The sequence below is a fragment of the Microbacterium sp. A20 genome (assembly GCF_004794515.1).
In the GTDB taxonomy this organism is placed as follows: Bacteria; Actinomycetota; Actinomycetes; order Actinomycetales; family Microbacteriaceae; genus Microbacterium.
Genome location: NZ_SSDF01000088.1, coordinates 1 through 15,501, shown reverse-complemented (window position 1 = coordinate 15,501; position 15,501 = coordinate 1). Strand labels below are relative to the sequence as shown.

Here is a 15,501-nt window from a genome sequence, read left to right as displayed (position 1 = left end):
ATGGACACCCAGAATTACCACCAAGTCGAACTCAAGATCCAGGACGGCGAGCTGCACCGCGGGTTCACCTGCACCGCACCCGAAGATGCTCCGTGCCGACGCCGACCCAAGGACACGTTGCTTGAGTCTTGGAGTAGCGAGGAAGCAACCGAGACCGGGCACCAGTGCTGGGCCGTCGAGTGGGTCAACGCCGTCGGCATCGAGGACGCCATCATCGGCTACCCCGATCAGGTGCTCGCGAGTGTTCCTGTGGCGATCAGCTACGAGGAAGGCGTGAGTATCGATCCGATCTTCCCGGAAGCGCCGGAGCTGTCTGGCCGCGAACAGGCGGAGGTCGAGCGGTTCGGCATCCACGACGAGGACGAGGCGGCGCATGCCTGACGAGCACGAGACGTGCATCACCAACCACGATTCCATGGGGGCGGTTCCGAGACGGGACCGCCCCTTCCCGTGTCGGCGGCGGGGGAGAACCCCTGCTGGTGACCGCATCCCGGAAGCGCACTACGCGGACTGCGAGAACGACCAGTGCCGTGGGTGCATCCCACGGTCAGCGCACTTCGGGTACCTGTGCCCGGTGTGCTTCGGGAGGCTCGACACGGCCCTCCCGAAGCTTGGGGACCTCATCGCCCACCTGCGTTCGATCGAACGCCCGCCGCAGGCGTTGGGGGAGCGGGTGGCGACGTCGATGGAACGGTCGATCCTCATGCCGGACACGTGGATCGCCGCCGACGAGCTCATGGAAGCGATCGGCGCACGGGTGATCCCGTCGACGGCGAACATCGACACGGCGATCGGTCTCGCGCATGACGCGGTGGATGCGTGGATGCGGGACCGGGACCAGCTCATCAACACCATCGACGGGGCGACGCAGGCGGTCGTGCTGTTGAAACGCATCGGACTCGCGTTGCGGCGTTGGCCTGACAGTGACGCCGAGTTGCGGCCCATCCCGCACATGCCCTGCCCTGCCTGTGGGTGGGATCACCTGTGGCGTCAGGGCCCCGCGAAACGCGGCGACGACGAACGTGTCGTCTGCGGCACTGAGGGGTGCGGGTACTCGTACCCGTTCCTCCTCTGGACCGCGAAGAACGCACCCATCTTTGCCGAGTTCGAAGCCGACATGAAACGCCGCGAGAAAGCGGCCGAGAAGGAGAAGCGAGATGCCTGAACGTGTGCAGCTCTCCCGGCAGCGAGGGTGGCGGAAGCCGGAGAACACCATCGTGGTCTCGCGCCCGACTCGGTGGGGGAACCCGTGGCTCATCCTCACCCCGGGCGGGCGCCCGATCGCCGTGGCGCGGTTCCGGGAGATGTTCACGACGGATACCGAGGCCCGCGAGGCGTTCGGCTATCCCGACCGTGAGCAGATCCGGACCGAGCTCGCGGGGAAGAATCTCGCGTGCTGGTGTCCGCTCGACCAGCCCTGCCATGCCGACGTTTTGCTCGAGCTGGCGAACCGCTAAGGGTAGCCCTCGGACGGGTTGATGCCGGCGATTAGTTCGGCGGCGTCGGCATCAGCCCTTCGCTTGGCGGCAGCGACGTCGGCCCGACGGTTCCACTCGCGCCACCAAGTCACAGGCCACCGGGGGTCTCCCTTTTGGGCGGCGATGCTTGCCGACCATTCGTGGATGCGCCAGTCACCATTCGCGAGGAGAAAGGCCTCACGGTACGCGTGCAGCACCTGTCGTTGGGTCACGTAGGCGTCGAGTGCCTCGGCGAGTTCCTCGTCTGACTCGATTTCCGCCTGCATTGAATCCTTGAAGACGTACTGCAATCCAGTCCAGTTCCACACATGCTCATCGTCAGGGTGTTCGGCGAACTTGCGAGCATGGTCGATGAACGTACCTCTGACGAAGTCTCGGGAGAGGCCCGGCATCGCGGAGTACCTGTCGATGTGCGAGTGGATGGCTTCAATTCGAATCCGAAGCGCTTCGTCGGCGTTCGAAGTGCCCTCCGCGTAGCGGTACGGGCGGACCGGTTCTGCCGGTTTCCCTGCGGGAACAGCGCGTACGAGTTTCCGGAGCTTCCGCAGGTTCTTGGTGTCGGGTTCGAGCGTCCTATAGGCGTAGGTGAATTCGCGATCGAGCAGCAGCGCCGCTTGCTGAACAACGTGCGTCTGGGCGTTGAGCGCTGCCCGTTTGGCGGAACGCTTCGAGATTCGATGTTCCGCGAACAGCACGAGTGCTGCGATCACGCCCGTGGTGAGGCCCGCGACCAACATGTCGGGCCAGAACGAAGACCAATCCATGCCGTCTCCCGACCTCTCAAATGCGACGTACGGCATTCCAGGCGAACGCGCCGCCATGAACATCCACATGACAGCACCCAACCATAGAACGGACATCACCGATGACTGACAACGAGTTCCCATCGCACTTCGACGCGAACGAGATCATCCGCAAAGCAACGCGCCGCATCGCGGACCAGACCGAGTCCGCGCTACGTGTTGCCGTCGCCGCCGAGCTTCGCCGTCAGGGGTGGACGGTGGTACCTCCTGGGGAGGCCCACACCCCGACCGAGTCGAGCACCGAGCATCAGAAGCACGCCCAGGCACGCCGTGACGAGACGATGACCCTCATCTCGCACACCCCGACCGACGACGAGCGGGAAGCGTTGGCAACTCTGCTCGACGAGTTGCATGGCCCCTGGGTGACCGAGGGCGGTTGCGACTTTCGCGGATGGCGCTACGGGTGGCGTCCCGGCGATGCTCCGAGGGTGAATGTCGATGTCATCGATCCGATCCTGTCGGCTCTTCGTCGCACCGAGGTACCGGAGCCGAGACCGACGGGCGGGTCAGAGTTCCCGACGACAGACGAGGTCCGCGACATCTGGGTCGATCACATGTCCCTGATACCCGATGACGTTCCCGCGATGCAAGAGGTCTTCGATAGCTGGCTGGGTCGGACGCTGAAAGAAGCTGGTCGGGAGAGTTCTGCTGAGACGGTGAAGACCGTCCCGGAACCGCAGGGCGAACCGTCCGAGCACCGCGACCGAATCGCGCTCGCTGAGTTCATCGACAAGGCGCTAGACGGAGACGCAGGGTACGGAGTTGGAGAGTTCCTCGCGGGCGGCATCCTGTCGTTCCTGAGTGAGCGCGCCGCTCTCCATGCTGCGTTCGAGCCGAAGGGCGAACCGTCCGACGCGCAGGTGCAGGCCGCCGCCCGGTCGTGGGTCACGAACGGCGGCGTCGCGACGTGGGACAACGCCGCGCCCCATGTCCGTGACAACGCGATACGGCGCATGCGCGAGGCTCTGCGTGCTGCTGGCGTCGGGGGTGTGCGATGAGCGTCGAGCAGCGGGTGAAGATCTCGTGCGACAACTTCGACTGCGACGCCACGGTTCACTCCGGGCGCGGACTCACTGATGCGCGCACGATGACCGGTCGGGCCGGGTGGGTGAACACACTCCACCACATCGGGCCGGAGATGACCGTCATTCTGCAGGACTTCTGCCCCGAACACCGCGAGCAGGCCTTCGACTGGCAGACGTACTGGGCGGGGGTCAATGAGCGGCGCGCGCCCCTGCAGGCGACGAAGGACGTCGGCCCGGCCGGAACCATCTCATGGGCCGAGCATCTCGCGGTCTGGGAAGCGTACGCACGACGTCACGGCCGGGCGCAGAGCGCCGAGCGGATCGCTGAGCGCGGCGGGTTCGGGCAGGGCGAGGTGCAGACGCTCCTCGGGCGCACCGCTCGCACGTTCGATCCTGACCCTTGGGTGCCGATGAAGCAGGAAGGAACGGAGTGATGAGCCTACGGGCGAATCAGCCGGCACTTCCCGCACTCCCGGCACTGCCAGATCGGTCCGCGCTGGGTGGGCACAACGTCCATCTTCCGCTGACAACGACGACACACAGGCGCCGCTTGGGGAGGCGCCTGTGTGCCAGTCCGATGGGCGTCCGTCGAGTCGCTCGAGACGATCAAGATGAACACGCTTTCGACGTTAGAGAGGTCGAACCGATAGCTCAATATTCCGCGTCAGCGCCTCTGCTGGCCGCGGTGAAGCAGGAAGGAGCGGACGATGTCCGACGCTTGCTCACACCTCCGAGTAGGTAACCCTTTCGACGCCAGCGAACAACGGGTTCGAGGGTTGATGACGGATCCATCCGATACCGTCCCAGAACTTCCGCAACGTCGCGTCATCGTTCAACGCAGTCAGTCTCGTACCCGGGAACTCGGCGCCGATCGCCAGGAGCAACAACTGCCCCACGCCCTGCCTTCGCACCGACACCGCGACCTCGAGCGCAAGGATGTCGACCTGTCCATTCGGCTGGTCATCGAAACCCGGCAGGGTGTTGCCCTGCTCGCGCAGCTGCAGCTTGCACCGCGCCACCTCGACCCCATCTCGTCGAGCCGAGAAACAGTGCGCTCCAGACTCACCGGAGTACCCCATGTACCACCACGGGGCCGGGAACTCCGGCGACCGATCGAACGCGTACCGCTGCCCGTTCTTTCGACGATGAACCTTCTCGAGCGAGAGCGAGTCAGAAGGCATGAGCCGAGGATAGCGGAGTCAGGTGGGCCCGATGGCTGAGTGTCTCACCTACCTGGAAGCAGCTCGGATCGCGCTACTTCTTTCTAGTCAGCGTCTCCCACTCGCGGGCATAGCGAGCATCTTCGCGGCGCTTTGCATCGGCCGCCTTCTTGCCAAAGATCCCCGGCTTTGGCCGCATCGCCTGTGCAAGGGCTCCGTACAGCAACGCAACGGCGCCGATCGCGACCAAGATTGCGATGCCGATCCCGATCGGCAACAGGAGCTCCATGACGGGAACCCTACTCCACGAACGCACCGCGCCGCTTTGCGACCGCCATCCAAATCTCAAGCGCCGCCCAAACGACAACGACTGTCGGGACGACTAACACAGCGGGGCCGAGCGCCTCGCTCGCGTCCGCGATCGGGTCCTTGCCGCTCAATGACCAAGCAACACATCCGCATGCGAGCAGGACCAGAAGGCTTCGCAACCAGATCACGGGGACATGCAGAAAGTCGTACACGCGCAACGCGGACTCCTGCCTTCGCCGACGTGCGTCGAGTTCCCTGCGCCAGTCCCCGTTTGACATGCCGCGATCGTACCGAAGAGGGCATCTCCAGACTCACGCAACACGAGAGAGGGATCTATGAACACCACCGTAACCGAGAAACCGGACGCCGTCACGACCGATGCCGGCGACCATGACTTGTTCTCGCACTACGCACTCAAGAAGGACATCGAGCGGTCGATGTTCGAGGGTGTCGCCATCACCGCGCTCTGCGGGAAGAAGTGGCGACCGTCGCGCGACTTCACGAAGTTCCCCGTGTGCGGCACCTGCAAGGACATCTACAACGAGAGGTACCCGGAGTGACCACCAAGACCGACTACATCAGATCTGACGAGCTCGCCGATGCGGTGGTCCCGGTCGCATGGCTCACCGGGCTGTTCAAGGTATCGGAGTCGACGATCCGCAGATGGTTGCGGGCTGACGGCATCGCCACGTTCCCGCACCCAACGGAGGAGACCAGACCGGGCATGCCCGACCTGGCCGTCCGATGGGGCGACATTCCGACGGGGCACCATCGGACACGCTGGAACCGTCGAAACGCTTGACCGCTAGCCCTGATACATTGGTCTAGGTTGAGTTCTCTCTACCCACCACCCTCGGACACCACTCCGGGGGTTTCGTCGTTAAGACCCCTCCCGCCGTGCCAGTTGATCCCCCGGTCCTGGTGAGCGTGGTTGAGGGTAGCCGCACAGCAACGCGGCGAACTGCCCCGAAGAGCCGGACTACACCGCCGGAGCGCACCCGTTGGCGTGCATAGGGGCAACAACTACATACGCGCTTGCCCCGACGGCAGATATCGGGGCCTCACATCTCCTTTCCCTTCGACCCAATCGGGTAACCGCATCACGGCATACGCGTATCTGATCGCGATAGCCGGATGAGGCATTAACCCACGGATATTCACGGAGGCGGAATGCGCGCTCTGCTCGGCATGGTCGCCGGAATCAGCCTCAGCATCCTGGTCCACATCATCTGGAAGCCCGCCCTTGGATGGGCGCTGTCGAGAGGCGACTCGTGAGCAACGCCGCCCGCAAGGCTCGCAAGCGCGCAGGCATCCCGCACACGAAGGCGCGCAAGAAGCCGACTGGTCGATATGGCGACTCGCGTGGGCTCGGGCTCATCAGCGGCCCCGAGATCATGGCACGCCTCCTGGCACGGAGGTCATCGTGATCGATACGACACCGGGACGCACACCGGACGAGCGCCCCGAGAACGGCCAGGTCGAGTCCCGCGACTGGCACCCTGACGAGCAGCCCACTGATGAGGGTGAGCAGAACACGCACTTCACGCCGGACGAGGCAGACGCCATCCAGCTGTACATCAACCAGCTGAAGGACCTGCTCGGCCTTGGCCAGTGGGACGTGTTCCTGTCGCTCGCCTCATCCGACGCCACAACGAACGCCAGCGTCCATCCGGTCTACGGTCGCCGCGTCGTTCCCATCGCAGTGAACAAGGACTGGTGGACGTACTCGGCCAGCACTCAACGCAACACGCTCGTCCACGAGCTGCTGCACATCGTCCACAACTCCCAGACCGAAGTCATTCGCACCTCGCCGACCTCGGTATGGATGTGGCGCACCTTCGAGCGGGAGACCGAACTCATGGTCGATCACCTCGCCGGCGTCCTCGAGCAGTTCATGCCGTGGCCGATCACTCCCGCCGACGTCGCCGAGATGCGCGCGAAGAGGGTCGGGCCATTCGAAGAGGGAGCACGCAGTGAGTGACGTCCGCGAAGTCAACGCCGCCCACCAGGACTTGACCACTGCGGTGAAGACCGACCTGCAGCGCCGCCGCGAACTCAAGCGCATGTCCAAGCCCGAGCTCATCGGCTACATCGTCCGCGTTGAGAACAGCCTCGCCGCACTCTCGGACCGCATCGACCACGCATACGGAGACGAACCATGACCGACCAGTCCTTCGACTGCGAGATCTGCGGCGACACTTACCCCTCCGCCCGCGCAGCCGTCCTCTGTGAGGACCGATGCCTCGCGGAGGAGAGGGACGCCCGCCGGCCCGTCCGCGCGGTCATGCGACCCGCCGCCTTCTGGGAAGACGACTGATGGCAGAGCCGAACCCGGACATCACCTTTACCGTGACGGCCGACAGCCTCGAAGAGGCCGCCCAGTTCGCCATCGACCAGCTCAAGGCCCTCACCGAACAGCACGGGCACCGCGGCTTCATGCTCCCCGAACTCAACGCCGAGTTCATCCTCACCGACCCATGGCGCCACTGCTTCGAGTTCAAGGCCGAGTTCCTACCCCAGGGATAGACCTCAAACCCCAGGGGGTACACGCACAATGCCCAGGGCCCCTCGCCAATGCCCGACCCCCGGGTGCGACAACCGCATCACCACCACCCGCTACTGCGAAGAGCACACCGTCCACCACTGGACAGGACGCTCACACGCAACAGGAACCGGACACACACAGTGGCGCAAGGCCGTCCTGTCCCGAGCCAAGGGCATGTGCGAGATCCGCGGCCCAGGCTGCACACACCGAGCCACTGAGGCAGACCACCGTGTCCCCGTAGCCGAGGGCGGCGCACGCTACGACCTCAGCAACGGCCAAGCAGCATGCACACCATGCCACAAGGCCAAGACGCAAAGAGAAGCAGCAAGAGGCCGCTCACGACGACGAGGGTAGGCCCCCACCCCCTCCCCACCCCTCTCCTGACCGCCGGGGAGATGCTGTTGAATTTCTTCTGTACGAGTCTGGGAGATTTGGGGCGCGCTGCAGCGAGGTATTGCGGAGCGGGCTTCAAACGGAGTTGCCGGGTGCGAGTGACCCTCGATCGGGCCAGTGGCTCAGATCGCCGCGGACGGAGATAGCCGTTACAGGCTGATCGGTCGACCGGTGACGGTGATGTACCGACCGGTGCTGTACCGCTCGACGCTCAAGCCGTTCTCGACGCGTCGGGTTCCAGGCTGCTCGTCAAGGTTGAGCCAGATGTGGATGCCGTCACCCGATGGGGAGTACTCGACGTAGAACGGGTTCGACTCGCGCGCCAGCTCGAGCGCACGCGGATCGATCACTCCATCGGCCGCGCAGTGGTCGACGTCGATGCATCCGATTCCGTCGCCGAGCACGAACCCGAGACCTTCGCCGAGAGATGACTTCGACGCTGAGGCGAACGACGTCCACGTAGCCGCATCGGTGCTGGACGCTCGGCGCCCATCGATCGCGACCGGGACCTTGGTCGGCTTGCCCTTGCGGGTCTCGAACCGCCAGCGCACCCAGCGATCCCGAGAGGTGAGAGCGAGGGTGAGCGGTGACCGCTTGGCCGCGCGATGCGCGTACACGCGGTGCTTGCTTGAGCAGAACCGAGCGTCCGAGCGCGTGGTGATGATCCCGACGCCGCACCATTCACACTCACGCTTCATCCTTCAATTGTAACGCTTAATCCGCGTAATTCCGCCCGACATGGGTACATTCTCTTCCCGACATGGGGGTCCGCGATGTCCGGTAAAGGCCCACTTCCGAAGGACGCTGCCACGCGTGTCCGCCGCAACAAGACCGGAGCGTCGCTCCGTGTCATCGAGGTGCAGCCGACGGCGCAGCCTGAACTCCCGACGCGGTACAAGAGCGTCGACAGCGAAGAGGGCAAGTTCACGGACATCGTCGACTGGCCGACCGCGACCGTCGAGTGGTGGTCGATGTGGGCGGCATCACCTCTCTCCACCGAGTTCACGGACTCTGACTGGGAAGAGCTCAAGATGGCCGCGCTCCTTCACGCTCAGTTCGTCGAGGGCGACTACAAGCTCGCGGGCGAGCTGCGTCTTCGCACCGCGAAGTTCGGTACGACTCCCGAGGACCGTGCTCGGCTCAAGATCCAGTTCGCTCTTGCCGACGAGGCTGAGGAGCGCACGGAGCGCCGCAAGTCCTCGAAGCAGCCGAAGCCTGGCAACGATCCTCGCCTGAAGCTGGCGTAGACCGGCCATGGCGGTCCTGATTGTTCCGCCGCTTGACCTTTCGTACCCGACTCTCGGCCCGGAGCTTGCGCAGTTCATCACTGAGCGCGCTGTGTTCGGTCCTGGCTCGCTCGCCGGACGGCCTGCGATCCTCGATGACGAGAAGCTCGCTGCGCTGTACCGTCTCTACGAGGTGTACCCGCAGGGGCATCGTCTTGCTGGGCGCCGCCGTTTTCAGCGGGGCAGCATCGAGTGGCGAAAGGGCATGGCGAAGACGGAGTTCGCGGCGTGGGTCGCACTCGTTGAGCTGCACCCTGAAGCGCCGGCGCGGTGTGACGGGTTCGACGCCGACGGCGATCCCGTTGGGCGTCCTGTCGTTCAGCCGTACATCCCGATGATGGCGGTCACCGAAGAGCAGGTGTCAGAGCTTGCTTACGGTGTCCTCAAGTACGTCGTCGAGGAAGGTCCTGACGCTGATCTGTTCGATGCGTCGCTCGATCGGATTGTTCGGCTCGACTATCGAGGTCGCGCGGACGGCAAGGTCGTCCCGGTGTCGAACTCTCCGGGGTCCCGTGATGGTGCGCTGACGACGTTCCAACACTTCGACGAGCCTCACCGGCTCTACCTCCCTTCGGCCAAGCACGCGCACGAGACGATGGCGGCGAACCTCACGAAGCGTCCCCTTGAGGACCCGTGGGCGCTGTACACGTCGACCGCCGGTCAGCCCGGACAGAACTCCATCCAGGAGGATGTCCGTGCGGAGGCCGAGGCGATCAACCGTGGCGAGATCGACGAACCTGCGCTGATGTTCTTTGCCCGGTGGGCGGGGGACGAGCACAAGGACCTCACGACGATCGAGGCGCGCATCGCGGCGATCTCGGACGCCACCGGCCCCGCGGGGGAGTACGGTCCCGGCCAGTTCGAGTCGATCGCGAAGCAGTGGGATCGCCCGAAGGCCGACAAGGCGTACCTCGAGCGGGTGTGGCTGAACCGGTGGCGGAAGTCCGACTCGACGTTTTTCGACAAGACGCAGCTCAACGGTCTACTCAGCCCGGGGGAGTGCATCCCGCGCGGGGCGTTCGTAGCTCTCGGGTTCGACGGCGCACGGTTCCGTGACGCGACGGCCATCGTCGCAACGGACATCAAGACCGGTCTGCAGGAGCTCATCGGGCTCTGGGAGCGTCCGGACGACGCCGACGACTGGGAAGTACCAGAAGACGAGGTCACAGCCGCGTTCGAAGACGCCATGAGGCGGTACCGCGTGTTCAAGCTGTACGCGGACCCGCCGCACTGGACCGAGACGATCGGCTCTTGGTACGCAAAGTACCCCGGCCAGGTCGAGGAGTGGTACACGAAGCGCCACAGCCAGATGGCTTATGCGCTTCGCGAATATCAGGAAGCGATCGACGCCGGGTCTATTCGATTCGGTGGTCGCGTCAATCCCGACTTCATCATCGGTCGGGTGCTGTCGCCCCACGACGACCTGATCCGGCACCTCGGCAACGCCGGGAAGAAGGAACTTCGCCTCCGCGACGACCACGGAGAGCCGCTGTACGTCATGCAGAAGCAGGACGGGCAGATGGGCCTCAAGTTCGACGCTGGCATGGCAGCGGTTCTGTCGTGGAAAGCGCGCCTCGACGCCCTCAAGGGCGGTGCGAAACCAGTCCAGAAGAAGCGAGCGGTGATCCGGCGTATCGGGTCCCGATGAGACACAAGGGGGTCACATGGCTGTCGCTACGAAGACTCCCTACACGCCAGGCTGGTGGCTCGAGCGAGCGTTCGAGAAGCGGGACGCGCAGCGTCCGCGCCTCCTTGAGCTCGCGGCATGGCACGACGGTAACCCGCCGGCACCCGCTGCGGTGAAGAATGCTCGCGCGGCGTTCGCCGAGTTCGAAGAAGAGTCGACCACCAACTTCGCCGAGCTCATCACGGGGTCGCTGCGGGAGCGGATGAGCGTTCGCGACATCCGCACCTCGGTGTCCGGCGAAGTGCTCGATGAGACGGCCTGGGCGCATTGGCGAGACAACAACCTAGATGTGGAGCTCGCCTCGTGTGTCGAGACGATGCTGTGGGCTGGCAACTCGTTTGCGATCGTGGGCAAGGACCCGGATACGGATGAGATCACTGTCACGGCAGAGGACCCGCGGGATCTGGTGACGTTCCATGACCCGGCGCGCCAGTCGCGCATCATCTGCGGTGTCAAGTTCCTCCGCGACCAGTTCGACGGCTTCGACTACGCCGTCGTCATGCTCCCCGGCTCCGTCCGCGACAACACGAACGCCCGAACCTACGTCGCCAAGCGGCGCTCGAGCGGCGATGCTGGGTTCGACGGCAAGGATTGGACCTGGGACGCCGAGCAGGGCGGCAAGGACGGCGCCGAACTCGAGCACCGGTTCGTGCCCGTCGTGCGGTTCCGCAACCGCAACGGCAAGGGCGAGTTCGAACCTCACCTGCGCATCCTGCGACGGATCGACCGGCTCGTCTTCCAGATGACAGTCATCGTCATGTACCAGGCCTTCAAGCAGCGCGCAATCCAGATGGATGCGAACACCGACGAGGTCGAGGTCCAGGACGGCTTCCAGCATGCGATCGGCGTCGATGACCTCGACGACATCCTCACCTCCGACCCCGGGCAGTGGTTCCTTCTTCCGAGCGGTGCGAAGGTCTGGGAGTCCACGCAAGCCGATGTCCAAGGCATCCTCTCTGCGATCAAGGACGAGGTCATGCGTCTCGCAGCGGTCACCCGCCGACCGATGTCGATCTTCGCTCCGGACAACCAGGCAGCGGAGGGCGCGAAGTTCACTCGCGAGGGTCTCACGTTCGCTGTCGAGGACAAGATCACCCGTGTCACGCAGGGGATCGTCGATCTGTACCACCTGATCTTCCTCACCGCCGGCGATGAGAAGCGGGCAGTGAAGTCGGGAATCACGGTCGGGTGGAAGCCCACGGAGCGGTTCTCGCTCGCCGACATGGGGTCGGCTACCTCGCAGGTGTCGACGACTCTTCCGCTGAAGACGATTCTCCGGAAGGTCTGGCAGATGACGCCCGACGAGATCAACCAAGTGATGGCTGAACAGGCCGACCAGGCGCTCATTCTCGCGTCGCTGGTCGACGATGCGCAGCCAGCCAGCCAGCCAGCCAGCCAGCCAGCCAGCCAGCCAGCCAGCCGCTGACGCCCGAAGAGGCGAAGTCGCGAGCTGACGCTCTCGGTGTGCTTATCCGCGCCGGGGTCAGCCCGAAGGATGCGGCGATTCGCGTCGGGCTCGAAGGAATCGAGTTCACCGGAGCGGTGCCAGTCTCGTTGCGTCTCCCTGAACAGGATGCGCAGGTCGTGGAGGATCGCTGATGGTCACACGGCTCGATCGCGCATATGACGTTCAGATCAACCAGCTTCGGCTGACGATTCAGAACTTCGCGATGCGCTACTGGAACAGCATGGGATCGTGGCGGGACGACGACATCGCTCGTCTTCTCGCCACGGTCGCCCCCAGGGTCCAGGCCGGGCAGCAGCGGATCTCTGACATCACCGACGCGTACATGGCGCGGGTGGCAGCCGAGCAGGGCTACACGGTCACCGGCCGCACCTTCGAAGCCACCACCCGGAACCTCCGGGGGATCAGCGACGACACGCTCTACGCGCGCCCGTTCGCGACGATGCACGACACGCTCTCGAAAGGCCAGTCGGTCACGGCGGCCGTCGCAGCGGGCAAGACGCGGCTGCAGTCGATCGTCACGACAAACCTGCAGCTCGCGAAGACGCACTCCGCGCGACGCGCGATGCAGTCGGGCGGCGTCCGGATGACCGAGCGCGTCCTCACCGGTCGCGAGAACTGCACCATGTGCGTGATCGCATCGACCCAGCGGTACTGGGCCCAGGACCTGCAGCCCATCCACCCTGGATGCGATTGCGGACAGCGCCCCTATGACGGCGATCCGGACGTGCAAATCATCCACCCCGATCGCCTCGAGATGATCCACTCCACGATCGAGAGCCAGTTCGGTTCCAGCGACCGCGGCGCCCGTCTCATCGACGGCAAGAACAGCATCTCCGACTACCTCGACCTGATCGCAGTCCGCGAGCACGGCGAGCTCGGCGCTGTCCTCACGTGGCGCGAGCAGCACTTCACATCCGCGTCGGAGATCGACGCCATCTAGACCACCGCACAACTCGTGCGGTTTCCCCGACATGGGGCCACCACCAAGTACCCGACATGGGAGATAGATCATGCTCGCACGCACGCCCCACTTCGCTCGTCGTGGCCTCGACGGTCTGGCGCAGATCGGCCCTTCGAAGTTCGACCTTCGAGGTATCCGGTTCATGGCAGACAACGAGGGTGACGACGGCGCCGGAGCCGGGTTCCCGGCCAACACCCCCGTCAAGGAGATGACGCCGGAACAGCAGGCCGCCTACTGGCAGGACAAAGCCCGAAAGCACGAGGACCGTGTCAAGGCGTTCGGGGGTAAGACCCCGGAAGAGATCGCGCAGCTGCAGGCCGACCTCGACGCGGCCCGCGCAGCGTCCCAGAGCGCCGAAGAAAAGGCGATCGAGGACGCGAAGCAGGCAGGGCGTACCGAGGTCATCGGCATTCTCGCGAGCGAGCGCGTCACCAACGCTCTCGACCGTGCGCTGATCGGCCGCGACGTGGAGCCGTCCAAGCTCCTCACCCTGGACCGTTCCGAGTTCATCGACGGTGACAAGGCCGACACGGCCAAGATCACCGCCTGGGTGAACGAGAACACCAAGGAGAAGCCGAAGGGCGGCGGGGCGAACCTCGCCCGCTTCCAGGGCCAGCACGAGCAGATCGAAACCACAGGCCGGGCAACCGGCGAAGCCGAAGCGGAACGCCGCTTCGGAAAGAAGAAGTAGAGAGGAAACACCGATGTCTGACATCACCGTTCGCCGCTCCACGTTCCAGTCGGAGAACCGTTCGTGGCTTCGTGGCCCCGACGGAACGCTGCCGGGTGACAACCCGAGCATCGTCCTGGACGTGAGCGCATTCACCGCCGGCACCCACTACCCGAACGGGTTCATCCCGTCCGGAACGGTGCTCGGCCAGGTCACCACGTCGGGGCTGTACGCACCGTACGACCCCGCTGCCACCAACGGCAGCGAGACGGCCGTGGAGATCCTGTTCTCGTCCGTGACTGTCGGTGCTGGCGCAACTCGCGTCGGAGGTGCCGGCCTTCACAAGGGCGAGGTCATCCCGTCCAAGCTTCCGTTCCAGACGGGCAAGGGGTCGCTCGACGCCGACGCCCGCACGGACCTGAAGCTCGTCAACTTCTCGGAAGGAGCGTGAGCTAGATGGCTATCGTCTTCGACGCCCCCGTCAGCCCCGACGCCCTCTCGGCGTTCGTTCGCGCAGTCCCGGTCCCCAGCGACCTGGCGCTGCTCAACGCGTTCCCGACGCGGAACAACCTGACCAACACGGTCAACTTCGCGGAGATCGTGAAGCGCAACCGTACGGCCCGGTACCGCACCTACGACGGACGCATCCACGTGTCCGACCGCGACACCGGCTCCACCGGCTCGGTCGGCATGATTCCCCTCTCGGACTCGCGCAACAAGGGCGAGTACGAGCGGCTGCAGCTGGAGTTCGCTCGCGTGAACGGCACCAACACCGCCGCCCTCGCCGACGCGATCTACAACGACGCCGAGGACCTCGTCGGGAACATCTTCCGACGTCTCGAGCTCGCGTGGGGTGACGTCCTCACGGACGGCAAGCTCACCGTGTCCGAGATCAACGGCGGTTTCGAGGCAGACTTCGGTGTCCCGGGTTCACACCTGGTCACCGCGGGCACGCTGTGGAGCAACCTCGCCACCGCGACGGTCCTCACCAACCTGATCACCTGGCACGACGTCTACGTCGCGACCAACGGTGCCCCGGCTGGCGCGATCCGCACCTCGCAGACGGTCCTCCGTCTCGTGCAGCGGAACAAGGAGATCATCGACGCGATCTACGGTGCCTCCGCCGGTCGCACGTACGCGAGCTTCGAGGACGTCAACACGCTCCTCGCCTCGTACGGTCTCCCGCCGTTCGTCGCTCCGTACGACACCCAGGTCGAGTCCGTCACCACCGACCAGCTCGCCCGAGTGATCCCCGCGAACCGCGTCCTGTTCACCCCGGCAGAGCTGGGCGACCTGGGGCGCACCGAGTGGGGCGTCACGGCGACCGCGCTCGAGCTGGTCAACAGCAACCTCGCGGAGATGTCCTTCCAGGAGGCGCCCGGTATCGCCGGTGTCGTCGAGAAGGTCGGCCCGCCCTACCGCGAGTTCACGTTCGTGGACGCGGTCGCGTTCCCCGTCCTCTCAGACGCGAAGCGCCTGTTTGTCGCGACGGTCGCTGCCTGACCATGACCTCCATGGCGTGCAACGTGTACGTCCTCACCGAGGAGGGGGAGGCCCTGCTGCTCGAAGCAGGGTCGACCCCTCCGAAGTGGGCACTCCCGCAGCTCGGTGAGCACACGCTCACCGCATCGGGAGAGTCTGAGGCGCCGGCAGGCGACGAAGACGAGTCCGAAGACGAGTCCGAAGACGAGTCCGAAGACGAGTCCGAAGACGAGT

23 protein-coding genes are annotated in these 15,501 nt (G+C 65.0%); 19 read left to right on the top strand and 4 right to left on the bottom strand.

Annotated elements, in window-relative coordinates:
• The 3 genes from DW298_RS15220 (at position 1) to DW298_RS15210 (ending at position 1,457) form a co-directional block, all read left to right on the top strand.
• Entirely contained in the window at positions 1-381 is a 381-nt protein-coding gene (locus DW298_RS15220) for a hypothetical protein (RefSeq protein WP_136043317.1), read from the top strand.
• A 304-nt stretch (positions 382-685) separates the two neighbouring features.
• The gene (locus tag DW298_RS15215) at positions 686-1,165 is read left to right on the top strand and encodes a hypothetical protein (RefSeq protein WP_136043316.1); all 480 of its coding nucleotides are present in this window, start codon (positions 686-688) and stop codon (positions 1,163-1,165) included.
• Positions 1,158-1,457: a DUF4326 domain-containing protein gene (locus DW298_RS15210; RefSeq protein ID WP_136043315.1), complete on the top strand. Its 300-nt coding sequence runs from the start codon at positions 1,158-1,160 to the stop codon at positions 1,455-1,457. The genes DW298_RS15215 and DW298_RS15210 overlap by 8 nt, the downstream gene beginning before the upstream one ends.
• Here DW298_RS15210 and DW298_RS15205 read toward each other — a convergent pair.
• Entirely contained in the window at positions 1,454-2,311 is an 858-nt protein-coding gene (locus DW298_RS15205; RefSeq protein ID WP_136043314.1) for a hypothetical protein, read from the bottom strand. The two genes, DW298_RS15210 and DW298_RS15205, sit on opposite strands and share 4 nt — an antisense overlap.
• A gap of 32 nt (positions 2,312-2,343) precedes the next feature.
• Here DW298_RS15205 and DW298_RS15200 point away from each other — a divergent pair, with 32 nt between their 5' ends.
• Both DW298_RS15200 and DW298_RS15195 read left to right on the top strand, forming a co-directional pair.
• Positions 2,344-3,279 (top strand): hypothetical protein, encoded by a 936-nt coding sequence (locus tag DW298_RS15200; RefSeq protein WP_136043313.1) that lies wholly within the window; start codon positions 2,344-2,346, stop codon positions 3,277-3,279.
• A complete protein-coding gene (locus DW298_RS15195; protein ID WP_136043312.1) occupies positions 3,276-3,740 on the top strand; it encodes a hypothetical protein in 465 nt (154 codons plus the stop codon). The genes DW298_RS15200 and DW298_RS15195 overlap by 4 nt, the downstream gene beginning before the upstream one ends.
• 288 nt (positions 3,741-4,028) lie before the next feature.
• Here the strand turns inward: DW298_RS15195 and DW298_RS15190 are convergent, their stop codons facing one another.
• Positions 4,029-4,325 carry a hypothetical protein gene (locus DW298_RS15190; protein WP_136043311.1) on the bottom strand — a complete coding sequence of 99 codons (297 nt, stop codon included), beginning with the start codon at positions 4,323-4,325 and terminating at the stop codon, positions 4,029-4,031.
• 235 nt (positions 4,326-4,560) lie between these two features.
• Positions 4,561-4,755 (bottom strand): hypothetical protein, encoded by a 195-nt coding sequence (locus tag DW298_RS15185; protein ID WP_136043310.1) that lies wholly within the window; start codon positions 4,753-4,755, stop codon positions 4,561-4,563.
• 355 nt (positions 4,756-5,110) lie between these two features.
• On the opposite strand from DW298_RS15185, the gene DW298_RS15180 reads away from it, so the two are divergent.
• The 6 genes from DW298_RS15180 (at position 5,111) to DW298_RS15160 (ending at position 7,301) form a co-directional block, all read left to right on the top strand.
• Positions 5,111-5,335: a DUF3039 domain-containing protein gene (locus DW298_RS15180; protein ID WP_136043309.1), complete on the top strand. Its 225-nt coding sequence runs from the start codon at positions 5,111-5,113 to the stop codon at positions 5,333-5,335.
• The gene (locus DW298_RS15175) at positions 5,332-5,577 is read left to right on the top strand and encodes a hypothetical protein (protein WP_136043308.1); all 246 of its coding nucleotides are present in this window, start codon (positions 5,332-5,334) and stop codon (positions 5,575-5,577) included. Before DW298_RS15180 ends, DW298_RS15175 begins: the two co-directional genes overlap by 4 nt.
• 469 nt (positions 5,578-6,046) lie before the next feature.
• On the top strand, positions 6,047-6,202 hold the full coding sequence (locus DW298_RS19410) for a hypothetical protein (RefSeq protein WP_168429516.1): 156 nt from the start codon (positions 6,047-6,049) through the stop codon (positions 6,200-6,202).
• On the top strand, positions 6,199-6,756 hold the full coding sequence (locus tag DW298_RS15170) for a hypothetical protein (protein ID WP_136043307.1): 558 nt from the start codon (positions 6,199-6,201) through the stop codon (positions 6,754-6,756). The genes DW298_RS19410 and DW298_RS15170 overlap by 4 nt, the downstream gene beginning before the upstream one ends.
• Positions 6,749-6,937 (top strand): hypothetical protein, encoded by a 189-nt coding sequence (locus DW298_RS15165; protein ID WP_136043306.1) that lies wholly within the window; start codon positions 6,749-6,751, stop codon positions 6,935-6,937. The genes DW298_RS15170 and DW298_RS15165 overlap by 8 nt, the downstream gene beginning before the upstream one ends.
• A 154-nt stretch (positions 6,938-7,091) precedes the next feature.
• The gene (locus DW298_RS15160) at positions 7,092-7,301 is read left to right on the top strand and encodes a hypothetical protein (RefSeq protein ID WP_136043305.1); all 210 of its coding nucleotides are present in this window, start codon (positions 7,092-7,094) and stop codon (positions 7,299-7,301) included.
• A 561-nt stretch (positions 7,302-7,862) separates the two neighbouring features.
• Here DW298_RS15160 and DW298_RS15150 read toward each other — a convergent pair.
• Complete coding sequence (locus DW298_RS15150; RefSeq protein WP_136043303.1) at positions 7,863-8,411, bottom strand: DNA primase; 549 nt, start codon at positions 8,409-8,411, stop codon at positions 7,863-7,865.
• A gap of 75 nt (positions 8,412-8,486) precedes the next feature.
• On the opposite strand from DW298_RS15150, the gene DW298_RS15145 reads away from it, so the two are divergent.
• From DW298_RS15145 to DW298_RS15105, 8 genes are all read left to right on the top strand, one after another.
• On the top strand, positions 8,487-8,960 hold the full coding sequence (locus DW298_RS15145; RefSeq protein ID WP_136043302.1) for a hypothetical protein: 474 nt from the start codon (positions 8,487-8,489) through the stop codon (positions 8,958-8,960).
• Between the two features lie 7 nt (positions 8,961-8,967).
• Positions 8,968-10,647, top strand: a complete 1,680-nt coding sequence (locus tag DW298_RS15140; RefSeq protein WP_136043301.1) for a large terminase — start codon at positions 8,968-8,970, stop codon at positions 10,645-10,647.
• Positions 10,648-10,663: 16 nt separating this feature from the next.
• Positions 10,664-12,112, top strand: coding sequence for a phage portal protein (locus DW298_RS15135; protein ID WP_136043300.1), 1,449 nt, complete (start codon positions 10,664-10,666; stop codon positions 12,110-12,112).
• Between the two features lie 172 nt (positions 12,113-12,284).
• Positions 12,285-13,094: a hypothetical protein gene (locus tag DW298_RS15125; RefSeq protein WP_136043299.1), complete on the top strand. Its 810-nt coding sequence runs from the start codon at positions 12,285-12,287 to the stop codon at positions 13,092-13,094.
• A 70-nt stretch (positions 13,095-13,164) separates the two neighbouring features.
• Positions 13,165-13,806: a hypothetical protein gene (locus tag DW298_RS15120; protein WP_136043298.1), complete on the top strand. Its 642-nt coding sequence runs from the start codon at positions 13,165-13,167 to the stop codon at positions 13,804-13,806.
• 13 nt (positions 13,807-13,819) lie between these two features.
• On the top strand, positions 13,820-14,236 hold the full coding sequence (locus tag DW298_RS15115) for a head decoration protein (RefSeq protein WP_136043297.1): 417 nt from the start codon (positions 13,820-13,822) through the stop codon (positions 14,234-14,236).
• Positions 14,237-14,241: 5 nt separating this feature from the next.
• Positions 14,242-15,288, top strand: a complete 1,047-nt coding sequence (locus DW298_RS15110) for a major capsid protein (protein WP_136043296.1) — start codon at positions 14,242-14,244, stop codon at positions 15,286-15,288.
• 11 nt (positions 15,289-15,299) lie between these two features.
• On the top strand, positions 15,300-15,501 hold a 202-nt coding region (locus tag DW298_RS15105), incomplete at its 3' end, for a hypothetical protein (protein WP_205820397.1).